Annotated in this window: 19 protein-coding genes and 1 pseudogene; 7 read left to right on the top strand and 13 right to left on the bottom strand. The window is 69.3% G+C overall.

What is annotated here, in order from left to right; all coding sequences use genetic code 11:
- Positions 1 to 2: 2 nt before the first annotated feature.
- Genes ACPCUW_RS31420 through ACPCUW_RS31410 form a run of 3 tightly spaced genes read right to left on the bottom strand, consistent with a single transcriptional unit; the run spans position 3 to position 4,467 of the window.
- Positions 3 to 1,607 carry an acyl-CoA carboxylase subunit beta gene (locus ACPCUW_RS31420; protein WP_030516609.1) on the bottom strand — a complete coding sequence of 535 codons (1,605 nt, stop codon included), beginning with the start codon at positions 1,605 to 1,607 and terminating at the stop codon, positions 3 to 5.
- Positions 1,604 to 2,800 (bottom strand): acyl-CoA dehydrogenase family protein, encoded by a 1,197-nt coding sequence (locus ACPCUW_RS31415; RefSeq protein ID WP_305781385.1) that lies wholly within the window; start codon positions 2,798 to 2,800, stop codon positions 1,604 to 1,606. The genes ACPCUW_RS31420 and ACPCUW_RS31415 overlap by 4 nt, the downstream gene beginning before the upstream one ends.
- Positions 2,752 to 4,467 (bottom strand): acyclic terpene utilization AtuA family protein, encoded by a 1,716-nt coding sequence (locus ACPCUW_RS31410; RefSeq protein ID WP_423428850.1) that lies wholly within the window; start codon positions 4,465 to 4,467, stop codon positions 2,752 to 2,754. Before ACPCUW_RS31410 ends, ACPCUW_RS31415 begins: the two co-directional genes overlap by 49 nt.
- Before the next feature lie 269 nt (positions 4,468 to 4,736).
- On the opposite strand from ACPCUW_RS31410, the gene ACPCUW_RS31405 reads away from it, so the two are divergent.
- On the top strand, positions 4,737 to 4,889 hold the full coding sequence (locus ACPCUW_RS31405; RefSeq protein WP_167332006.1) for a hypothetical protein: 153 nt from the start codon (positions 4,737 to 4,739) through the stop codon (positions 4,887 to 4,889).
- Between the two features lie 12 nt (positions 4,890 to 4,901).
- Here the strand turns inward: ACPCUW_RS31405 and ACPCUW_RS31400 are convergent, their stop codons facing one another.
- The 6 genes from ACPCUW_RS31400 to thiO form a co-directional block, all read right to left on the bottom strand.
- Positions 4,902 to 5,666, bottom strand: a complete 765-nt coding sequence (locus ACPCUW_RS31400) for an adenylate/guanylate cyclase domain-containing protein (RefSeq protein WP_036525326.1) — start codon at positions 5,664 to 5,666, stop codon at positions 4,902 to 4,904.
- 631 nt (positions 5,667 to 6,297) lie between these two features.
- Positions 6,298 to 7,059, bottom strand: coding sequence for an ABC transporter permease (locus ACPCUW_RS31395; protein ID WP_063015249.1), 762 nt, complete (start codon positions 7,057 to 7,059; stop codon positions 6,298 to 6,300).
- Positions 7,059 to 8,024: an ABC transporter ATP-binding protein gene (locus tag ACPCUW_RS31390; RefSeq protein WP_030516614.1), complete on the bottom strand. Its 966-nt coding sequence runs from the start codon at positions 8,022 to 8,024 to the stop codon at positions 7,059 to 7,061. The genes ACPCUW_RS31395 and ACPCUW_RS31390 overlap by 1 nt, the downstream gene beginning before the upstream one ends.
- Positions 8,025 to 8,157: 133 nt before the next feature.
- On the bottom strand, positions 8,158 to 8,934 hold the full coding sequence (locus ACPCUW_RS31385; protein WP_063015250.1) for a thiazole synthase: 777 nt from the start codon (positions 8,932 to 8,934) through the stop codon (positions 8,158 to 8,160).
- Position 8,935: 1 nt separating this feature from the next.
- Positions 8,936 to 9,172 (bottom strand): sulfur carrier protein ThiS, encoded by a 237-nt coding sequence (gene thiS / locus ACPCUW_RS31380; protein WP_423428848.1) that lies wholly within the window; start codon positions 9,170 to 9,172, stop codon positions 8,936 to 8,938.
- Complete coding sequence (thiO, locus tag ACPCUW_RS31375; protein WP_423428846.1) at positions 9,169 to 10,263, bottom strand: glycine oxidase ThiO; 1,095 nt, start codon at positions 10,261 to 10,263, stop codon at positions 9,169 to 9,171. Before thiO ends, thiS begins: the two co-directional genes overlap by 4 nt.
- A 147-nt stretch (positions 10,264 to 10,410) precedes the next feature.
- Between thiO and thiE the strand changes: the two genes are divergently transcribed.
- Entirely contained in the window at positions 10,411 to 11,115 is a 705-nt protein-coding gene (gene thiE, locus ACPCUW_RS31370) for a thiamine phosphate synthase (protein WP_030516618.1), read from the top strand.
- A 47-nt stretch (positions 11,116 to 11,162) separates the two neighbouring features.
- Here the strand turns inward: thiE and ACPCUW_RS31365 are convergent, their stop codons facing one another.
- Complete coding sequence (locus ACPCUW_RS31365) at positions 11,163 to 11,834, bottom strand: NUDIX hydrolase (protein WP_082857083.1); 672 nt, start codon at positions 11,832 to 11,834, stop codon at positions 11,163 to 11,165.
- 146 nt (positions 11,835 to 11,980) lie between these two features.
- Between ACPCUW_RS31365 and ACPCUW_RS31360 the strand changes: the two genes are divergently transcribed.
- The 3 genes from ACPCUW_RS31360 to ACPCUW_RS31350 are packed head-to-tail and all read left to right on the top strand — an operon-like array spanning position 11,981 to position 16,830.
- A complete protein-coding gene (locus tag ACPCUW_RS31360) occupies positions 11,981 to 13,330 on the top strand; it encodes a hypothetical protein (protein ID WP_423428843.1) in 1,350 nt (449 codons plus the stop codon).
- Complete coding sequence (locus ACPCUW_RS31355) at positions 13,327 to 14,298, top strand: glutamate ABC transporter substrate-binding protein (RefSeq protein ID WP_063015254.1); 972 nt, start codon at positions 13,327 to 13,329, stop codon at positions 14,296 to 14,298. The genes ACPCUW_RS31360 and ACPCUW_RS31355 overlap by 4 nt, the downstream gene beginning before the upstream one ends.
- Before the next feature lie 3 nt (positions 14,299 to 14,301).
- Entirely contained in the window at positions 14,302 to 16,830 is a 2,529-nt protein-coding gene (locus ACPCUW_RS31350; protein ID WP_423428841.1) for a tetratricopeptide repeat protein, read from the top strand.
- A gap of 7 nt (positions 16,831 to 16,837) precedes the next feature.
- On the opposite strand, the gene ACPCUW_RS31345 is transcribed toward ACPCUW_RS31350, so the two are convergent.
- Both ACPCUW_RS31345 and pta read right to left on the bottom strand, forming a co-directional pair.
- A complete protein-coding gene (locus ACPCUW_RS31345; protein WP_063015255.1) occupies positions 16,838 to 18,034 on the bottom strand; it encodes an acetate kinase in 1,197 nt (398 codons plus the stop codon).
- 144 nt (positions 18,035 to 18,178) lie between these two features.
- Entirely contained in the window at positions 18,179 to 20,260 is a 2,082-nt protein-coding gene (gene pta, locus ACPCUW_RS31340; protein ID WP_063015266.1) for a phosphate acetyltransferase, read from the bottom strand.
- A 176-nt stretch (positions 20,261 to 20,436) separates the two neighbouring features.
- Between pta and ACPCUW_RS31335 the strand changes: the two genes are divergently transcribed.
- Together ACPCUW_RS31335 and ACPCUW_RS31330 are read left to right on the top strand one after the other, a co-directional pair.
- A complete protein-coding gene (locus tag ACPCUW_RS31335) occupies positions 20,437 to 21,228 on the top strand; it encodes an LLM class flavin-dependent oxidoreductase (protein WP_305781381.1) in 792 nt (263 codons plus the stop codon).
- Positions 21,229 to 21,279: 51 nt separating this feature from the next.
- Positions 21,280 to 21,789 carry a nitroreductase/quinone reductase family protein gene (locus tag ACPCUW_RS31330; RefSeq protein ID WP_305781380.1) on the top strand — a complete coding sequence of 170 codons (510 nt, stop codon included), beginning with the start codon at positions 21,280 to 21,282 and terminating at the stop codon, positions 21,787 to 21,789.
- An 85-nt stretch (positions 21,790 to 21,874) separates the two neighbouring features.
- On the opposite strand, the pseudogene ACPCUW_RS31325 reads toward ACPCUW_RS31330, so the two are convergent.
- A pseudogene (locus ACPCUW_RS31325) lies at positions 21,875 to 21,962 on the bottom strand (F420-dependent glucose-6-phosphate dehydrogenase); the annotation flags it as partial.

Below are 21,962 nucleotides of genomic sequence, written 5' to 3'. Positions count from 1 at the left end.
CCTCACATCCGGAAGACGCCGAAGCCCTCGGCGCCCTTGATCGGGGCATTGTGGATGGCCGACAACGCCATTCCCAATACCGTGCGGGTGTCGCGGGGGTCGATGACACCGTCGTCGTAGAGCCGGCCCGACATGAACATCGGCAGCGATTCGGCCTCGATCTGGGCCTCGATCATCGCGCGCATGCCCTTGTCGGCCTCCTCGTCGAACGCCTGGCCGCGTGCTTCGGCGGCGGCCCGGCCCACAATGGAGATCACGCCCGCCAGCTGCGCACCGCCCATGACGGCGGATTTCGCACTGGGCCAGGCGAAGACGAAGCGCGGATCGTAGGCGCGCCCGCACATGCCGTAGTGCCCGGCACCGTAGGAGGCGCCCATCAGCAGCGAGATATGCGGCACCTTCGAATTGGAGACGGCGTTGATCATCATCGCGCCGTGTTTGATGATGCCCTTCTGCTCGTATTCCTTACCCACCATGTAGCCGGTGGTGTTGTGCAGGAACAGCAGTGGGGTGTTCGACTGATTCGCCAGCTGGATGAACTGCGCGGCCTTCTGCGCCTCCTCGGAGAACAGCACGCCGCGGGCGTTGGCGAGAATGCCGACCGGATAGCCGTGCAGCTCCGCCCAGCCTGTCACCAGGCTGGAACCGTAGAGCGGTTTGAACTCGTCGAAATCGGATCCGTCCACCACCCGGGCGATGACCTCGCGCGGGTCGAACGGAATCTTCAGGTCGGTGGGCACGATGCCGAGCAGCTCCTCGGAATCGTAGAGCGGTTCGATCACCTCGGCGCGCGGGCGCGGGGCGGGTCCGGTCTTGCGCCAGTTCAGCCGTCGCACGATGGAACGGCCGATCCGGATGGCGTCCTGTTCGTCGGCGGCGAGATAGTCGGCCAGACCCGAGGTGCGGGCGTGCATCTCGGCTCCGCCGAGCGATTCGTCGTCGGACTCCTCACCGGTCGCCATCTTGACCAGCGGTGGACCGCCGAGGAACACCTTGGAGCGTTCCTTGATCATGACGGTGTAGTCGGACATGCCGGGAATGTAGGCGCCGCCGGCGGTGGAGTTGCCGAAAACCAGTGCGATGGTGGGGATTCCGGCCGCGGAGAGCCGGGTGAGGTCGCGGAACATGCGACCGCCCGGAACGAAAACCTCTTTCTGCGTCGGCAGATCGGCGCCGCCGGATTCCACCAGGCCGATCACCGGAAGCCGGTTCTCCAGCGCGATGTCGTTCATGCGCAGGTTCTTCCGCAGCGTCCACGGATTCGACGTGCCGCCGCGCACGGTCGGATCCGGGGCCACGATCATGCATTCGACGCCCTCCACGATGCCGATTCCGGCGATCACCGAGGCGCCCACGTGGAATTCGCTGCCCCAGGCGGCCAGCGGCGCCAGTTCCAGGAACGGCGAATCCTCGTCGATGAGCAGTTCGATGCGCTCGCGCGCGGTGAGCTTGCCGCGCTTGCGGTGGCGCGCCATCTTGTCCGGGCCACCGCCCGCGATGTTCTTGGCGTATTCGGCTTCGACCTCGGCCAATTTCTCGGTCATGGCGTCGGCGGCGGCGCGGTAGTCCGCCGAATTCGGGTCGATGGCTGTACGGAGAGTGCTCAAGATCGGTACCCCAATCGCTTGGCCGCGAGGCTGGTCAGGATTTCGTTGGTGCCGCCGCCGATGCCGAGGATGCGCACATCGCGGTAGTGGCGCTCGACCTCGGATTCGCGCATGTATCCCAGGCCGCCGAACAACTGAACCGCTTGGTGGGCAACCCATTCCGCGGTCTCCACCGCGGTGTTCTTGGCGAAGCACACCTCGGCGATCAGATCGGTTTCCCCGTCCGCCGCGCGTTCGGCCACATGCCGGGTGTAGACGCGGGCGACGTCGATGCGGCGCGCCATCTCCGACAGCGTGTTCTGCACGGCCTGCCGGCTGATGAGCGGGCGGCCGAAGGTCTCGCGGTCGCGGCACCACCGCAGGGTCAGATCCAGGCAGCGCTGCGCATGCCCGTAGGCCTGCACCGCCAGCCCCACCCGCTCGCTGACGAAAGCCTGTGCGATCTGGGCGAATCCGGAGTTCTCCGCGCCCACCAGATTCGACACCGGCACGCGCACGTCGACATAGGACAATTCGGCGGTATCGGAGGCCAGCCAGCCCATCTTCTCCAGTTTGCGGCTGACGGTGAAGCCGGGCCGGTCCTTCTCCACCAGCAGCAGCGAGACACCGGATGCGCCGGGCCCGCCCGTGCGCACGGCCGTCACGACGTAGTCGGCGCGCACGCCGGAGGTGATGAAGGTCTTCGACCCGTTGACCACGTACTCGTCGCCGTCGCGCACCGCACTGGTGGTGAGGTGGCCGACGTCGGAACCGCCACCGGGTTCGGTGATGGCCAGTGAGCCGATCTTCTCCCCCGCCAGGGTGGGCTTCACCCAGCGTCCGATCAGTTCGGCGTTGCCGGACGCGGCCATGTGCGGCACCGCGATACCGCAGGTGAACAGGGATGCGAACAGTCCGCCCGAGCAGCCGGCGTAGTGCATCTCCTCGGCCACGATCGCGGCGTCGATGCCGTCGCCGCCCGCGCCGCCGACCGCCTCCGGAAACTGGATCCCGAGCAGTCCGAGCGCGCCCGCCTTCTTGTGCAGTTCGCGGGGGATCTCGCCGGCCCGCTCCCACTCGTCCAGGAAGGGCAGTACCTCGCGCTCGGCGAAACCTCGTACGGTAGCGCGTAATTCACGCCGCTCGGGCGTCTCCCAGACACTGGTCACGGTAGTAACTCCACAGGTATGTCGAGGTGGCGGGACCGCAGCCATTCGCCGAGTCCCTTGGCTTGTGGATCGAATCGGGCCTGGTAGGCGACGCCGAGGCCGAGCAGGTCCTCGACGATGAAGTTCACCGCTCGCAGATTCGGCAGGACGTGCCGGGTGACGGTGAGCTTCGCGGTCTCCGGCAGCAGCGCCCGCAGTGTGTCGACGGTGAGGGTGTGCACCAGCCAGCGCCACTGGTCGTCGGTGCGTACCCAGACCCCGATATTGGCGTTTCCGCCCTTGTCACCGCTGCGGGCGAGAGCGATGGAACCCAGTGGGACCCGGCGGGTTTCACCGGGCGGCAAGGGCTGCGGCAGCTCGGGTTCGGCCACCTCGTCCAGTTCCCGGGTCTGCGCGGGCGGGGCGATCGCCACGCGCGATCCGGCGGGAAGGACCGCGGTGTGCGCGACCTCGCCCGCGTCGACATAGCCCGCGGTGTAGACGCCGTAGGGCGCACCGTTTCCGGGCGGTGTGGTCATCGTGAAGCCGGGATAGCTGGCCAGTGCCAATTCGACTGCGACGCTGGAGAACGCGCGTCCCACCTTGTTCGGGTCGGGATCGCGGACCACGCAGCGCAGCAGCGCGCTGGCCTGTTCCTCGGTCTCGGCGTCGGGACGGTCCAGCCGCGCCAGCGACCAGTCGAGTTCGGCCGGACGCACCGGCAGCCAGCTTTCCAACTGCCGTTGCGCCAGTGCGGCTTTGGCCTCGATATCGAGTCCGGTCAGCACGAAGGTCATCTCGTTGCGGAAGCCGCCCAGGGTGTTCAGCGAGACCTTCAGCCGCGGCGGCGGCGCCTCACCGGTCACGCCGCTGATCAGCACGCGGTCGTCACCGTCGGCGGCGAGCCGGATGCTGTCGAGGCGGGCGGTGACGTCGGGTCCGGCGTAGCGCGCGCTCTGGATCTCGTACATCAGCTGCGCTTCGACGGTGTCGACGGTGACCGCGCCACCGGTGTTCGCGTGTTTGGTGATGACGCTGCTGCCGTCCCGGCGTACCTCGGCGATCGGGAAGCCGGGACGGTCGAGATTCTCGATCTCGGTGAAGAAGGCGAAGTTGCCGCCGGTGGCCTGGGTGCCGCATTCGATGACATGCCCGGCGACCACCGCACCGGCGAGGGCGTCGAAATCGTCTCGGGCCCAGCCGAAGTGGGCGGCCGCCGGTCCGACGACCACGGAGGCGTCGGTGACCCGGCCGGTGACGACGATATCGGCCCCGGCGTTCAGCGCCTCGGCGATACCCCACGCGCCGAGGTAGGCGTTGGCGGTGAGCGGTGCGCCCAAGCCCAGTTCCTGGGCGCGCGGCAACAAGTCGTCACCTTCGACGTAGGCGATCTTCGGGGTGAGGCCGAGCTTGCCGGCCACCTCGGCGACCCGCTGCGCCGATCCGGCCGGATTGAGTCCGCCCGCGTTCGCGACGATGCGCACGCCGCGTTCGAGAGCCAGGCCCATGCAGTCCTCGAGTTGCCGTACGAAGGTCTTGGCATAGCCGAGTGCCGGATCCTTCATCCGGTCGCGGCCGAGGATCAGCATGGTCAGTTCGGCGAGATAGTCACCGGTGAGCACGTCGAGTTGCCCACCCTCGAGCATCTCGCGCATCGCGCTCAACCGGTCGCCGTAGAAGCCGGAACAGTTGCCGATCCGGAGGACCTCCGGGTCGGCGCCGAGACTCGTCATCTGCGCGGCGCCTCCTCATGCGACGTGCCTGCCGCAGCGCCTTCGCTGCGTCGGGTTCAAGGGTCACATCGGGTATGGAAAAAATCAAGCCTGCGTGCTTGTTAATTGCGGAAACCGCAGGCAGACACGGTGCGTGGCCGCGCGACCGGTCCGAACGTGGCCCGATCGGGTACACCGCGAACCGGACCGCCGGCTCGCCCGGCGGCTACCGCGAACCGGCGGAACCGGCCGGTGTCCGAGGTCCGCGAGCCGCCGGGCAAGATGGCAGGGTGTCCAATTCCGTGATCGTCGTACTCCTGCTGGCCGTGGCCGGATTCCTGGTCGGCGGCGCCTTCACCATGTGGAAGAACTCTCGGGTGCTGTCGGTGATGCTGGGCGTCTGCGCGGTCCTCGCGGTCGTCGGCGTGGTCACCTGGTGGTAGACCGCCCGGCGTCTAGTCTCCGGCGAGCCGGAAGATGCGCATCCCCTCCGGAACGCCGTTGAGCGGTGCGGCGAACATGCTGCGCCGATAGGGCTTGGCCGCGACCTCGAGTTCCTCGAGTGTGCTCGGCTCCAGCGCTTCGAGCGTAGTCTCCGAGATCATCGTGTTTCCGTTGCCGCCGGCTTCCATCACTCGCGCGGCGATGGTGACGTCCACGCCCAGCCAGTCGCCGCCGATCTCGCGCGGCGTCCCGGTGTGCAGGCCCGCCCGCATGCGCGGCCGATATCCCGCCACCTCGACCCGATCCAGATTCTTCTTCGCGGTCAGCACCGCCCGCACGGCACTGTCGGGGGAGGCGAAGACCGCCATCACCCCGTCGCCCATGCGCTTGACGACCTGACCGCCCCGATCGACGATCGGCGGTTCGATGGCCCTCGCCACCCGCCGCAACAGCTCCAGCGTCGCCTCGTCACCGGCCGACAGCGACCAACGGGAGAACGCCACGAGGTCGGTGAAGACCACCGTGATCTCCGCATTGCCCTTACCGCGGCCGACACGTTCCAGCATCGCCTGCCAGACCTGCAGCGCGCCCAGACCCAGCTCCTTGGCCGCGCTGGGATTGTCACCCACGATCTTGTCGGCCGCGCGAGCCACCGCCCGCGCGCCGCCGGGGCCGGACAGCGACAGCGGGTCGCCGAATGCGGGATCGCCGGGCAGGCTCTCACGCGCCTTGCGAATCACGCCGATGACGTCGGCCCGCTGATTGGCCGCGGCCATCAACGAGGACAGCTGACCGGTTCGACGCCGGCCGAACGACCGCAGCCGAGATTCCGCCTCGTCGGCCGGTGTGAGCGGAATCACGATCTCGACATCCGAATCGTCGTCGAATTCGACACCGGCCTCGGGCGCGTCGACCGGCAGCACCGTGTCGCCATCGGAACCCAGCCCTCTTTTGCCCCGCCGACCGGCGGTGCCGTTGCGACGCGAACCATCCGTGCGGTTTCGCGCATCTCCGGGACGGACTGCGCGGGACGCGTTTTCGCCGTCGCCGGAAGGTCTTTCGCTCACATCCCGAGCGTAGCCAATGATCGCCACCTGCCACCTCTCTATCGGACGGAGCGGGCACAGCGCTGGGTCCGCCGATGGATAACGTGCTGGTTGCCCGGCCGATGTTACCCATCGGCTCTTCCACACGGAAGGTCCGGCGGCGCTGTTTAACGAAGGCTTTGCACACAGCACACCGGCCCGATGCACAGCGCGAAACGGCTGCACATCGGGCCGGTGATCGTCACATTCGCCGGGCAGTGGCGGCTGTGACCGGGATAGCAGTCCCCCGACAGGACCGCCCTCCCGTTCCCGGGCTTCGCGAGGGTGAACGCCCGGGAGCGGGCAGGTATGAGGTTGTGGATCAGGCGTCGCGACGATCGACCACGATCAGCGCGGCACCGAAGACGACGAGCACGAAGACGACGAAGTAGACCAGTCCGCCCCACGGCCCCCAGTGCCAGTGCGCCGCGGAGGAGGTGTCCTCGCCGAGGAACCGGTTGATGTTGGCGAAGGGCAGGAACGGCTGCACGGTGCGGCCGAAGCTGCCGAAACTACCCAGGAGCGTCTCGATCAGCAAGGGCCACAACACGATCAGCGAGATCGCCGCGGCCGACTGCCGCACCAGGGCTCCGATGCCGACCGACAGCACCACCGCCAGGAAGGCATAGATCGCCAGTCCGTAGAGCGCGCGCCAATCGGCGTCCGAGCTCAGACTCATCCGCCGCCCCGCATCGCCGGCCAGTGGTTTCGCGATGAGATAGGCCAGCAGGCCCAGCACGAAGGTCAGCACCGCCGCGTAGGCGCCGGTCAGCAGGGCCTTGGTGGTGAGGACCAGCGATCGGTTCGGGGTCGCCTGGAACGTGGTCCGGATGATGCCGAAACGGTATTCACTGGTCACGGTGAGGGCGGCCATGATCATCAGGACCATGACGCCGAATCCGGAGACACCGACCGTGGCGCCGGCGGTGGTCAGCGTGGTTTCGTTCTCGTGGCCCATACTCGCCCGCGATACGGCCGCGAACAGAGCGGCCATGCCCAGGCCCAGCGCCACGACGATCGCCGAACACCACCACGGCGACCGGGTCGAGGTGAGTTTGATCCGCTCCGCGGTGACGACACCCATCAGAGCGCACCTCCCATCGCCTGCTCGATGCCCTCACCGTGGTACTGCACCGCACCTCCGGTCATCCGCATGAACGCCTCCTCGAGCGAAGCCTGTTGGGGCGCAAGCTCATACAGGGTGATGCTGTTCGCGCCCGCCAATTTGCCGATGGCGTCGCTGGTTTCCCCGACCACCACCAGGGCGGGGGCGGTGTCGATCGCCCCTTCCCGGTCGGCCGCACTGCCGTCCTCGCGCACGGTCATCCCGTTCGAGGTGAGCAGGCTGCGCAGCTCGTCCAGCTGCGGACTGCGCACCCGCACGGTCGATTCCGACGACTTCGCGATGAAATCCTTGGTGTCGGTGTCGGCGATCAGCCTGCCGCGCCCGATCACGACCAGATGGTCGGCGGTCTGCGCCATTTCCGACAGCAGATGGCTCGACACCAGCACGGTGCGCCCCTCGGCGGCCAGCCGCTGCATGAACCGCCGGATCCACAGAATGCCCTCGGGGTCCAAGCCGTTGACCGGTTCGTCGAACAGCAGTACCGGCGGATCGCCGAGCAGCGCCCCGGCCAGGCCGAGCCGCTGCGACATGCCGAGCGAGAAGCCACCGGCCTTCTTGTTGGCGACCTCGGTCAGGCCCACCAGCCGCAGCACCTCTTCGACCCGGCCGGCCGGAATGTCGTTGGTGGCGGCCATCCAGCGCAGATGCGAGCGAGCCGACCGGTTCGGATGGACCCACTTGGCATCCAGCAGGGCACCGACCGTGCGCAACGGATGATCCAGCTCGCGGTAGCGTTTGCCCTGGATGAACGCCGTCCCGGCGGTGGGCTGATCCAGGCCGAGGATCATCCGCATGGTGGTCGACTTACCGGCGCCGTTCGGGCCGAGGAACCCGGTCACCTTGCCGGGGGTGACGGTGAACGACAGGTTCTCGACGGCAACGGTCGCACCGAAGCGCTTGGTAAGACCTCTGCATTCGATCATGGGCACAGTCTTCCCGAGAAAACGGCACGCGACCATCGCTCACAGGTCGCGAGTCCGGTCATCCTCGAGGATGAGGGGGACCCCTAGGGTCCCGGTGGGCTCACCCAGCCGCGACCTGGGGACATCCCCGTGGTCACACCGCGGGTGAGGACGCCTGGGCCCAGAACCGCTTGGGGATACGCCCGGCGTGGCGCGCCAGATGACCGGCCTGCACCGCGGCGGCCATCGCCCTCGCCATCCGAGCCGGATGCCGGGCCCGGGTGACGGCGGTCGCGAGCAACACCGCCGAACAGCCGAGTTCCATCGCCAGCGCCGCGTCACTCGCCGTACCGATTCCCGCGTCCAGCACGACCGGAACCCCGGCGGCCTCGACGATCATCTCGATATTGTGCGGATTGCCGATACCGAGGCCGGTGCCGATCGGCGAACCGAGCGGCATGACCGCGGCGCAGCCGGCATCCTCCAGGCGTCGCGCGAGCACCGGATCGTCGGTGGTGTAGGGCAGCACCACGAAGCCGTCGTCGACCAATTGCTCTGCGGCCGAGACCAATTCGATGGCGTCGGGCAGCAGCGTGCGTTCGTCGGCGATGACCTCGAGTTTCACCCAGTGGGTCTCCAGCGCCTCGCGCGCCAGCTGTGCGGTGAGCACCGCCTCGGCCGCGGTACGACAGCCGGCGGTATTGGGCAGCGGGGCGATGTCGAGGCGTTTGAGCAGGTCGAGCACGCCCGTTCCGCCCGCGGCGTCGATGCGGCGCATGGCGACCGTGGTCAATTCGGTGCCGGAGGCGACCAGCGCCTCCTCGAGCACCGCCAGATTCTCCGCACCGCCGGTTCCCATGATCAGCCGGGAGCCGAATTCCCGATCCGCGATCCGCAGTGGCTCGGCCGGTAGCGGTTCGGTACCCGACATGTCAGCCACCCTGCACCGCCGTCAGGACCTCGATCTCCCAGCCGCGGCCGACCGGCTCGTCCCACCGCGACTTCGGGAACAGCGCACCGTCGACCGCCAGGGCGACGCCGCGGCACGGCAGTTCGAGCCGCTCGAGCAGTTCCCGGACGGTGAGCGGCTCCGCGAAGGCGTGTTCGGTGCCGTTCACCGTGACGCCGATGGGGATCGATGTGGACGCGGACCTCGGTTGCGCGGTCACTGGTTACCTCCTGATGATGATGCGGGAGTAGCGGTTTCGGCGGCAGCGAAGCGGTGCGGATCGGCGGCCTTCGCCTCGGCGAGGACGTCTCCGGCCAGCAGCGCCGCCACCGCGTCGACGGTGATCGGTACGCCGAGGATGCCGTTGCGGCCGTGGCCGGTGGCGGCGATCACCCGATCCGAGAGCCATCCGATCAGCGGCAGGTTGTCGGGCGTACCGGGACGTCCGCCCGCGGCGGCCTCCGCCAGTTCGTATTCGCCGAGAGCCGGCCACACGGACTCGGCGTCGGCGATCAGATCGCGGACCCCCGCGACGGTCACGGTGGTGTCGAATCCGGCCTCGTACTGGGTGGCGCCGACCACCAGGCCGTCGGCGCGCGGGACCAGATAGACCGGCCGGCCGTGCACCCGCGCGCGGATCACCGAGGACGGCGGCGGCGGGGTGCCCGGACGCCGGCGCAACCGCAGGATCTCGCCCTTGACCGGCCGCACCGGCAGATCCCACAGCCGGGCGCTGGCCGAACCCGCGGCCAGCACGATCCGGTCGTGGTCGAGTTCGTCCACCGCCGCCACCGACACGGGCTCGATGTGCACACCGGCCTGTGCACAACCCCGGCGGAGGGCGTCGAGGAGCAGGCGGTTGTCCACCGCCGGTTCGTCCACCGCGAGCAGGCCGGCCCGGACGGTGCGCGACAGACCGGCCTCGGTCGCGCGGACCCCGGCCCGGTCGAGCACGCGCATCGGATATCCGCGGGTGCCGCAGAAGTCGGCGATCGTGCGCAGGTCGGCGGCATCGGCCGCGTCCAGCGCGAGGGTGAGGGTCTGTCCGGCCACGAAGACGTCGACCCCGGTGGCCTCGCGCAGCCGCGCGCCGAATTCCGGCCACCGCCGCAGCGAGGCGGCACCGAATTCGAGCAGATCGTCCTCGCCGGGCCAGCCCTCCGAGAGCGGGGCGAGCATGCCGCCCGCGACCCAGGACGCGCCGGACCCCACGCCGGGATCGAGAATCGTCACCGACCAGCCCTGTTCGGCGGCCCGCCAGGCCACCGCCAGACCGATCACACCCCCACCGACGACGGCCAGACTTCGCATCACTCCACCTCGCTCGGGTCCCGGACTCGCACCCACCGCGCCGTGCACGGCCGACACCGGGAAATCGGCGTTCCCGCGCGGCCGCCATCGCTGCGGGAATGCCCTCTTGTTTCGCCTCTCCACGGTAGCGCGGCTACGGTCGAAGCCGTGCAACCGTCCCAACCGCAACGCCCGATGGCACCGCGCGAACGCCTGGCCTCGGCCCGGCTCTACCTGTGCACCGACGCCCGGCGCGATACCGGTGATCTGGCCGCGTTCGCCGAGGCGGCGCTCTCCGGCGGCGTCGACATCATCCAGCTGCGTGACAAGGGTTCGGCCGGCGAAGCGAAGTTCGGGCCGCTCGAGGCCGGTGCCGAACTCGGTGCGCTGGCCGAACTGAAGGCCGCCGCCCGCCGCCACGGCGCGCTGGTCGCCGTCAACGATCGCGCCGATATCGCGCTGGCCGCCGGCGCCGACGTGCTGCATCTGGGCCAAGGCGACCTGCCGCCCTGGTACGCCCGCCGGATCGTCGGGCCCGATGTGGTGATCGGCCGGTCCACCCACAATCGCAATCAGGCCGGACTCGCGGTCGTCGACGAGCACATCGACTACTTCTGCACCGGGCCGGTGTGGAACACACCGACCAAACCGGGCCGCACCGCGGCGGGTATCGAGCTGGTGCGGTCGACCGCGGAGTCGCATCCGACCCGGCCGTGGTTCGCGATCGGCGGTATCGATCGCGACCGCCTGCCGGAGGTGCTCGCGGCCGGCGCCGACCGGGTGGTCGTGGTGCGTGCCATCACCGCGGCGCGCGATCCTCAGGCCGCCGCCCGCGAACTCAAACAGCGGCTGCTGGAGAACGCGGCGAACTGATCCACAGCCGTACACATGGGGAGGACACGGCTATTCACACACGGCGTTCAGCCCAGCACCTGGTCCAGGGTCAGGACCAGCGTTTCCTCGTACCGCACGAATCCGCCGGATCCGTTCTCGCGCTGCGCGATCCGGGCGGTCGGCGCGGCGGAGTCGTGGGCGTCCAGCCACAGGAATCCGCGATCGGCGAGGTCGACCGTGCGCGGCAGCGCCGCCGCGATGGCGGCCGCCTCGGCGAGGCCGTCGAGTTCGAGCCGGGCCGCGGCCGCCCGCAATCCGGGCCATGCGGCGGCGAATCCGGGATGCAGCGGCCGGGCGTCGACCTCCTCCTCGGGAACCCACGCCAGCTCCGCACTTTCGCGATTTGCCGTGGTAGCCAAGGTTTCCGACACATCGGCCACCACGGTGGTGTAGGTCCAGCCGGAGTCCGCGGTACTCGTCACCCGGCTGCCGCGCACCCGCACCGCATCCGGATCGATTCCGGCTTCTTCCTGCGCCTCGCGCACCGCAGCGTGCACGCTGGTCTCATGACTGTCGCGTGCACCACCGGGCAGCGCCCACGTTCCGCCCTGATGGCTCCACGGCGCCCGATGTTGCAGCAGCACCAGCGCGCCGCCGCCCTGCCGGGGTGCCCGCAGCAGCAGTCCGGCGGCCCCGAACAGGCCCCACTGCCGCGTCCCATCGGGGCTTTCCAAGAAGCCGTCTCCGTCACCGCGCATGCTCCGCCTCGTCCCGATCCGCGCCGGCGTCCTGATCGCCGGCCTCCGGGTACCGCCGTCGTGACCGACACATATCGGGCGGTACCGGTACGACCACAATAAGCTCAGTCCGCACAATGCAACCCGCTGAACGAACGGAGGTGGGCATGGCTCGAATCGGGCATTCGCAGCTCGACGAGCTGTCCCCGCGGGCCGCGGCGGCCGCCGTGCGCAGCCGGCTCGACGCGACCGATGTCCGGGCGTTCGCGCGCTCGTCCCCCGCCCGGTTGATCGCGCTGGGCCTGCTGCTGCTCGGGCTGTGCCTGGTCGCGGGCGCCGTGACCTCGGGCGAGGTGGGCAACCGCCAGCACGCCCTGGACTATCTGCTCGACGAGGCCGAACCCGACGCCAATTCCGCCCAGCATCTCTACACCTCGCTGTCGGTGGCCGACGCGGCCGCCGGCACCGCCTTCATCTCGGGCGGGCTGGAGCCGAAACCGGTGCGCGATCGCTACGACCAGGCGGTCGGTGAGGCCGCGGCCGAACTGGTGGCCCAGTCCGACAACGCCGGCACGCCCGGCTCGGCCACGCCCGACGCCGACACCCGCCTGCGCACCGGTGTGGCCACCGAACTGCCGGTCTACACCGGGCTGATCGAGACCGCACGCGCCAACAATCGCGAAGGCCATCCCGTCGGCGCCGCCTATCTGAGTGAGGCGTCGAATCTCATGCAGACCACCATGCTTCCGACCGCACAGGAGTTGCAGGAGCACCGGTCCGCGGCGATCGCGGCGACCCAGCGCCGGCACGTGCGGCCGCCGTGGGCGGCGATCGTACTGCCGATCCTGACCCTCGCCGCACTGGTGGCGGCGCAGTTCTACCTGGCCCGGCGCTGGCATCGGGTGCTCAATCCGGGGCTGCTGGTGGCCTCGGGCATTCTGCTGATCCTGCTGGCCTGGACGGTGATCGCCGGATCGTTCTCGGCGGTGGCGACCAGCTCGGGACGCGACGACGGCGCGGTCCCGGGCGCACAGCTCACCGAGAGCCGCATCCTCGCCCAGCAGGCGCGAGCGGCGGAGACGCTGAAACTGGTGCGCCGCGATGCCAGCGGCGACTACGACCACACCTACGACACGGCCACCGCGCGGCTCGACGATCTGCTCACCCACTATCCCGGCGACGCACCGGGGGCCGACGATGTGCGCAATGCGCATGCGGCACTGGGCCGTTGGCGCTCGGCACATCAGCGGATGAACGACGCGCTGGGCCGCGGCGATTTCCCGGCGGCCACCGTGGTGGCGATCGGCGCGGCCCCGGCGCAGGCCAGCGCCGCCGTCGACACCCTCGACACCGCGCTCGCCGCCGGCATGGGGGAAACGCGAAATACGTTGCGCGGGGAAATATCCGATGCCGCGCGTGCGCTGGATTTCCTGGCGCCGGGCGCACTCACGCTGGCCGCGCTGGCGGCGGTGTTCGTGGTGGCCGGGTTGTGGCCGCGTTTGAGGGAGTACCGATGAGGGCGAGGCGGGTCGCGGCAGCGGCATTGGCGGCATCGGCTCTGCTGGCCGGGGGCTGCGGCGGTGCGCCGGCCACCCCGCGCACCGGCGGCAGCGGCAATTACACCGAACCGCCACTGCCCGCCAATGCCGTTGTGACACAACCGCAGTCGGCCCCCGCATCCGATCTCGAACCACAATGCGGCAATCCCACCGCCAGCCTGCGTCCCGGCGCCGATCACGGACCGGCCCTCGACGCCGTCCGCGCGCGCGGGCGCCTGCTGGTCGGCCTGGACCCGGGCAGCAATCTGTTCAGCTTCCGCGATCCGATCAGCGGCACCCTGGCCGGATTCGACGTCGACGTCGCCGCCGAGATCGCGCGCGATCTGTTCGGCGATCCGCGCCGCATCGAATACCGGATCCTCGGCTCGGCGGATCGCGAACGGGCACTGCAGGATCACAGCGTCGACGTCGTGGTGAAGACCATGACCATCACCTGCGATCGACGTCAGCGCGTGGACTTCTCCACCGCGTATCTGATGTCGCATCAGCGCGTGCTGGCCGTGAAGGGCTCCGGCATCGGCTCGATGGCGGATCTGGCCGGCAAACGCGTATGCGCGGTGGGCGGCACCACCTCCCTCGACCGGATTCGACACATCCAGCCGACGGCCGCGATCATGACGGTCCCGACCTGGGCGGACTGCCTGGTGGTGTTGCAGCAGCGCCAGGTCGACGCGGTCAGCACCGACGACGCGCTGCTCGCCGGGCTGGCGGCGCAGGATCCCTACGCCGAGGTGGTGGGTCCTGCCCTCAGCGACGAACCCTACGGCGTCGGCGTGCCGAAGGGGAACGACGATATGGTCCGATTCGTGAATGCCACCCTGCAGCGGTTGCGCACCGACGGGACCTGGGATCGGCTCTATCAGCATTGGCTGGCGCCCGCGCTGGGTCCCGCGGCCGGACCGCCGGAACCGACCTATCGGGACTGATCGATGTCCGAAAACCACGCATTCTCCGAATCCGATCCCCCGCCGACGTCGCTCACCTCCACCCCGGATACCGGCGACAATCCGACGACACCGCAGCCCCGCCGTGCCCCGGAACCGCCGCCGACCCAGCGAACTCCCGGGACACGGCACCACCCCCAGACCCAGCGCACCCCGGGAACTCAGCACCCCCCAGGGCCGCGGAACACCCCCGGCACGCAGCGCGCCGACGCATCCACGGCCGCAACGCCTTTCACCGGCCCCGACACCGCTGCCGCCGCGACCGGCACCGGAGGTCCCGACACCTCGTCGTATGCGAGCGAGCCGAGTCGCCCCACCGGGCGCAGCGGGCGCACGGTCCGCTCCCGCCCGACCGTGCGCCGCCTGGGCGCCGGCCTGGTGCCGATTCCCACTGTGCCGCAGATGGATCCGATGGTGGCCGTCCTCGCCGATCCGGTGGTGGCCGAGGGGCGGCGGTACTGCTGGCGCTGCGGCCGGCCGGTCGGGCGCACGACGCCTGCCCACGCCGCCACTGCCGTCGGAATCTGCGACAACTGCGGCGCCCCTTACGATTTCCGCCCCTATCTGCGTGCCGGCGATCGCGTCGCCGGACAGTACGAGATCCAGGGCTGTATCGCGCACGGCGGACTCGGCTGGATCTATCTCGCGATCGATCGCAATGTCAGCGACCGCTGGGTGGTGTTGAAGGGCCTGCTGCACGGCGGCGATGCCGAGGCCCAGGCGGTCGCCGTCGCCGAACGGCAATATCTGGCCGAACTGGCCCATCCGAGCATCGTCAAGATTCACAACTTCGTCGAACATCCGGGGCCCGGCGGCTCGCCGATCGGCTACATCGTCATGGAGTACGTGGGCGGACGTTCGCTGCGCGATCTGCTCGACACACATCCGCGGCCGGAGCGGATGCCGGTGCCCGAGGCGATCGCCTACATCCTGGAGATCCTGCCCGCGCTGGAATATCTGCACGCGCTCGAGCTGGCCTACAACGACCTCAAGCCCGACAACATCATGGTCACCGAGGACCAGGTGAAACTGATCGACCTGGGCGCGACGGCTCCCTTCGACTCGTACGGAAATCTCTACGGCACCAAGGGTTTCCAGGCGCCCGAGATCGCCACCACCGGCCCCACCGCGGCCACCGACATCTACACGGTCGGCCGGACCCTGGCGGTGCTGACCGTGAACATCCCGATGGTCGCCGGCCGCTACACCGACGGCATCCCGCATCCGGACATCGAACCGGTGCTGGCTCGGTACGAATTCCTGCATCGGCTGTTGCTGACCGCGACCGATCCCGATCCGGACCGCCGTTTCCCCTCGGCCCGGGTGATGACCACACAGCTCGCGGGTGTGCTGCGCGAAATCCTGGCCACCGACACCGGAACCGAACATCCGCAGCTCTCGACGCTGTTCAGCCCGCCGCGTACCAGTTTCGGCACCGACGAGCTGATCGGGCAGACCGACGTCTACGCCGACGGCGTGGTCCGCGACAAGAGTCTCGCGGCCCGCGATATCGCCGCCGCCCTGCCGGTGCCGCTGATCGATCCGGCCGATCCCTCGGCCGCGCTGCTGGCCGGGACCGTGCATTCCGAACCGGAGCATGCCCTCGACGCGGTGCGGGCCGCGCGGCGCCGAGCCGAGACCGCGCCGGGTGGCGCGCCGGACAGTTTCGCCACCGAGGCCACCCTGGCCGAGGTGCGCATCCACCTCGATCTCGACCAGCCGGCCGCGGCCCGCGAGCTGCTCGGTCACCTGGGCGTACAGGATTGGCGCACCGACTGGTTCCAGGGCCTGATCGCGTTGCGCGAGCAGGATTACGAACGCGCCTACGACTGTTTCGACGCGGTGCTGTGCGCGCTGCCCGGTGAGATCGCACCCAAACTCGCGATCGCCGCGACCGCGGAACTGGTTCTGCAACAGTGGGATTCGCCGGACCCCGCGCAGTGGCGGCACTGCGCCGAGAAGTTCTACGCGACGGTGTGGCGGACCGACCGCGGCGTGGTCAGCGCGGCCTTCGGGCTCGCCCGGCAATTGGCCGCCGACGGCCGGGTCACCGCGGCGGTGGCGGCCCTGGACGAGGTCCCCTCCGCCTCCCGCCACTACACCGAGGCGCGGCTGACCGCGGTCCTGTTACTCCTCACCGGACACCCCACCGAGCCCGGCGACACGGAGTCCGAAGGCGGCGGCGATCGCCGGCAGGCGCACGTCGGCACCGATCGGCCGGCGGAGTCGACCCTGCACGTCGCCGCGGCGCGGTTGCAGGCGCTGCCCGCCGCGGAACGCCGGGTCGCGCAGCTGCGGGTCCTGGTCCTCGGCACCGCCCTGGCGTGGTTGCAGGCCGGGAACCGCCCTCAGGCGTCCGACCGCACCCTGCTCGGACAACCGTTCACCGAACGCGGGCTGCGGCGGGGGATCGAATCGGGCCTGCGCGCACTGGCCCGCACCGCCCCCGGCCGGACGCACCGGTACGCGCTGGTGGATCTGGCGAACGCGATTCGCGCCAAGAGCTGGTTCTGAGCCCCGTTCAGCCCACCAGCGCGGCGGCCGCGCGGGCGATGGCCAGTTCCTCGTCGGTCGGCACCACCAGCACGGCCACCTCCGCGTCCGGCGGCGAAATACGGCGCGCCGCACGATCTTTCGCGGTGTTGCGCACCGGATCCACCGCGATGCCGAAGCGTTCCAGCCCGGCCAGCGCGTCGGCGCGCACCTGCGCGTTGTTCTCCCCGACTCCGGCGGTGAAGGTGATCGCGTCGACCCGGCCCAGATCCACCAGATAGGCGCCGATGTAATGGCGCAACCGATGCACGTAGACGTCATACGCCAAACGCGCCGCGGCATCGCCGGATTCGATCAGCCCGAACAACTGCCGGAAGTCGTTGACCCCGGACAACCCCTTGATGCCGGAGCGGCGGTTGAGCAGTTCGTCGATGCCGTCGATGTCCAGCCCCGCGGTCCGCGCCAAGTGCAGCGGAATACCCGGATCGATATCGCCGGACCGGGTGCCCATCACCAGTCCCTCCAGCGGCGTCAGTCCCATGCTGGTGTCCACGGCCCGGCCGCCGCGAATCGCCGAGGCCGAGGCGCCGTTGCCCAGATGCAGGACGATCTGGTTGTGCTCGGACGGGTCGCCGCCGAGCAGTTCGGACACCCGCCCGGACACGTACTCGTGCGAGGTGCCGTGAAACCCGTAGCGCCGGACACCGTGCGCGGCGGCGACACCGGCGTCGATGGCATAGGTCTTCGCGGCGTCGGGCAGTCCGTGGAAGAAGGCGGTGTCGAAAACCGCGACCTGCGGGAGATCGGGCAGCAGGGCACGCGCGGAACGGATACCGGTGACGTTGGCCGGGTTGTGCAGTGGCGCCAGGGTGGAGAGTTTGTCGATGGATTCCACCACGGCATCGGTGATCAGGGTCGGTTCGTAGAAGACCTCGCCACCGTGCACGACCCGATGTCCGACCGCCGAGAGCCCCTCGCCGCTCAGATCGTGACCGCTGCGGGCGAACAGGTCGAAGACCACCCGCAGCCCGGCGGCGTGATCGGAGATCTGGCCGGTGTGTTCGAAATTCTTTCCGTCACTGTGATGTTCGACGGTGACCTCGTCCTCGGATACCGGCTCCCCGATGCGCGACACCAGCCCGGACGCCGCCACATGCGCCGAAACCGGGTCCAGCAGTTGATATTTGATCGACGACGACCCCGAATTGATCACCAATACCTGCATCAAACCCGCGCCTCCTGTGTCCTGCGGGCCACCCGCACCCGGTCGGCGCAGCGAGCCGCTGCGCGATGGTCGCTCACCGTGCCTCCTGTGTCCTGCGGGCCACCCGCACCCGGTCGGCACAGCGAGCCGCTGCGCGATGGTCGCTCACCGTGCCTCCTGCTGCTGCGCCTGAATCGCCGTAATAGCCACAGTGTTCACGATGTCGGCCACCAGGGCGCCGCGCGACAGGTCGTTGACCGGTTTGCGTAATCCCTGGAGCACCGGTCCGATCGCCACCGCGCCCGCGCTGCGCTGCACGGCCTTGTAGGTGTTGTTACCGGTATTGAGGTCCGGGAAGATGAACACCGTCGCGCGCCCGGCGACATCGGAATGCGGGAGTTTGGCGCTGGCGACCGTCGGTTCGATCGCGGCGTCGTACTGGATCGGCCCCTCCACCGGCAGCTGCGGCGCGCGCCGGTGCACGAGTTCGGTTGCGGCCCTGACCTTGTCGACATCGGCACCCGAACCGGACTCGCCCGTCGAATACGACAGCATCGCCACCCGGGGCTCGATCCCGAACTGCTGCGCGGTGCGGGCGGAGGAGATCGCGATATCGGAGAGCTGTTCGGAGGTCGGATCCGGCACCACCGCGCAGTCGCCGTAGGCCAGCACCCGATCGGCCAGGCACATCAGGAACACACTGGACACCGTCGAGACGCCGGGTTCGGTCTTGATGATCTCGAATGAGGGCCGAATCGTATGCGCGGTGGTGTGCGCGGCGCCGGAGACCATGCCGTCGGCGATGCCCCGGTGCACCATCATGGTGCCGAAATACGAGATGTCGGCCATGTATTCGCGGGCCCGCTCGACCGTCATTCCCTTGTGCGCGCGCAGCCGCGCGAACTCTTCGGCGAACTCCGCGCGCAACTCGCTGGTCCGCGGATCGAGTACCTGGGCGGCCTCGATATCGACGCCGAGTTCGGCCGCACGGGCACGTACGGTGGCCTCGTCACCGAGGATGGTCAGCTCCGCGATCTTGCGTTGCAGCACGCGGCCGGCCGCCCGCAGGATGCGATCGTCGTCGCCCTCCGGCAACACGATCCGGCGCGGATCGGCACGAGCCCGTTCCACCAGCTGATATTCGAACATCTGCGGAGTGACCACCGACGGCACCGGAACTTCGATGAGATCCAGCAGCTTCCGGCTGTCCACCCGCTGCTCCATCAGCGCCAGCGCGGTGTCGACCTTGCGCATACTGCTGAGCGAGACCCGCCCGCGGGTGTGGGCGGCGGCGCTGGCGGTGTCGAATGTGCCCAGCTGCGTGGTGAGGATGGGCAGTTTCGGCTTGAGGCCCTCCATCAGGCGCGCGATCGCCGGATCCGGCAACATGCCACCGTTCATGATGATGCCCGACAGCGACGGAAATCCCTCCGCCTCGTGCGCGTTCACCAGCGACAGCAGGACGTCGGAGCGGTCGCCCGGCACGATCACCGCGACGCCGTCGCTGAGCCGCTCGAGAATGTGCTCGGCGGTCATCCCGCCGACCATCACCTTCAGCGCCTCGCGCTGCAGCAGTTCCGGATCGCCCGAGTAGACGGTGCCGTCGATGGCCTCGCAGAGTTCGTTCATGGTCGGCGCGGTCAGCAGCGGCACCTCCGGCATCGTCCACGACGGACAGGGCAGCACCCCCATCGCCTTCCGCACGTCCTCGAGCCGCTCGGGATCGCAGCGGTTGACGATGATCGCCATGAGCTGCGCGTGCTCGTGTTCGAGTTCGGCCTCGCAGACCCGGGCGACCTGCACGACCTCCTCGGGGCTGCGACCGGCCCCGCGCAGCACCAGCAGGACCGGCGCGCCGAGGTTGACCGCGATCCGGGCGTTGTAGCGCAGTTCGCTGGGCCCGGCGACATCGGTGTAGTCGCTGCCGACCACCACCACGGCGTCGCAGACCTTGGCGACCTCGTGGAAGCGCATCACGATCTCACTGATCGCGGCGTCGGGATCGGCGTGCACCTGCTCGTAGGTCACCCCGACCGCCTGGTCGTAGTCGATATCGGCGGTGCAGTGTTCGAGCAGCAGCTCGAGAATGTAGTCGCGGCCGCGGTTGGACCGGGTGATCGGCCGGAAGACGCCCACCCGCGGCGTCGTCGCCGAGAGCATCTGCAACATGCCCAGCGCCACGGTGGATTTGCCGGTGTCACCTTCCAGTGACGCGATGAACACGATGGAGGGTGCGGGTTCGGCCATGGTCCCGAGCTTAGTGAGGGGATCCGCGCCCGCGGTCGTCCGCACGGGCGGTGCCGGTGAAATCACATTCGGCTGACTGTGGACTGGTTCTGCAAGCGGGCTCGATGAGTGTTACGGACATACTCGTGCGCTTCTCGACCATTCAACGGCTCACGATCAGCCCATAGTCTTGTCTCATGCAACTCGGAACCTTCCTCCCCACCTCCACTCCCGATCCCCAGCAGCCGATCATCGGCGATGTCGGCGCCGCGGCGCGGTTCGCCGAGGAGGTCGGGCTCGATTCGGTGTGGTCGACCGACCACCTCGTGGCCAGCGCGCCGATTCTGGAGAGTTCGGTCACGCTGGCGACCGCGGCGGCGGTGACCGAACGGATTCGGATCGGCTACGGCGTGCTGCTGCTCGCACTGCGCCCGGCCGCGTGGGCGGCCAAGCAGATCGGCGCGCTGCAGTACGTGTCCTCGGATCGGCTCCTGCTGGGTGTCGGCACCGGCAATCCCGCCCACGGCGATATCGGCTGGCGAGCGGCCGGGTTGTCGTTCGCCGACCGGGGCCGGCGCACCGACGAGAATCTGCGCGTACTGCCCGACCTGATCGCGGGCCGGCCCGCGGTCCTGCCGGACGGCACCGAGGTCACGCTCGCACCCGGTGCGAAGGTTCCGCCGATTCTGGTGGCCGGCGACGGTCCGCGTGCCCGGCGCCGGGCGGCCGAATTCGCCGACGGCTGGCTCGCGATCGGCCTCGCGCCGCAGGAAGTAGCTACTGCCACAAAGGAAGTGACCGAATTCGCCGCGGAGTTCGGCCGGAACACACCGACTGTCTCAGTCGTCACGCCGCTACCCGCCGAGCTCGGCGAAGCCCGGGAACTGTTCGACGCCTATGCCGAGGCGGGTGTGGAACACCTGCTCACCGCGCCGCGCGACGGCGACTGGCGCCGGGGCTACGAATTCGCGGCCGCGATCCGGCGGTAAACGCTCTCACCCGCCCTCGCGACTGCGGCCGGAGCCTTAGGATCACTGTCCATGACGGCACAGTTTCCGGATCGGCAGTGGGGTTCGCGGACCGGTCTGCTCGGACGCACCGCGAGCGCGTTCGCCGCGACGAAGTTCGGTTCGCGGGTGGTCCGCACCCTCACCCCGCTGGACCGGAAGGTGTTGCAGCGCACCGGCGCTCGCTACACCGTGCTCGGACCGATCGGCGCGCCGATCGTCCTGCTCACCACCACCGGCCGCAAGTCCGGGCAGCCCCGCACCTCCCCGCTGTTGTACGTCCACGACGGCGACACGCTGTACGTGATCGGCAGCAACTTCGGTCAGTCCAGCCATCCGGCGTGGACCGCCAACCTGCTGGCAGACCCCGAGGCGACCGTAACCCTTGCGGGACAGAGCATTCCGGTGCGCGCACAGCTGATCGAGGATCCGGAGCGTAAGCAGCGGATCTTCGACCGGTTCGTGGAGACGACCGAAGCCTATGCCGCCTACCGCAGCCGCACGACGCGCGATCTGCGCCTGTTCGCCCTGACCCGGAACTGAGCAGCCCAAGGCCGCGCCGAACGCACGGATGTCACGTCCGGTCCCGATGGACCGGACGTGACATCCGCTGCGGCAGAGGCGGCGCTCAGAGTGCGCGCAGGCGTGGGGCGAGGTCGCGTGCGAACAGATCCAGGAAACGACGCTGATCGTGGCCCGGGGCGTGGAAGACCAAG

It is taken from the genome of Nocardia sp. AB354 (assembly GCF_049538315.1).
GTDB lineage: Bacteria > Actinomycetota > Actinomycetes > Mycobacteriales > Mycobacteriaceae > Nocardia > Nocardia nova.
Note: the sequence above shows the minus strand (reverse complement) of the source record. Positions and strands in the feature narration are given on the sequence as shown.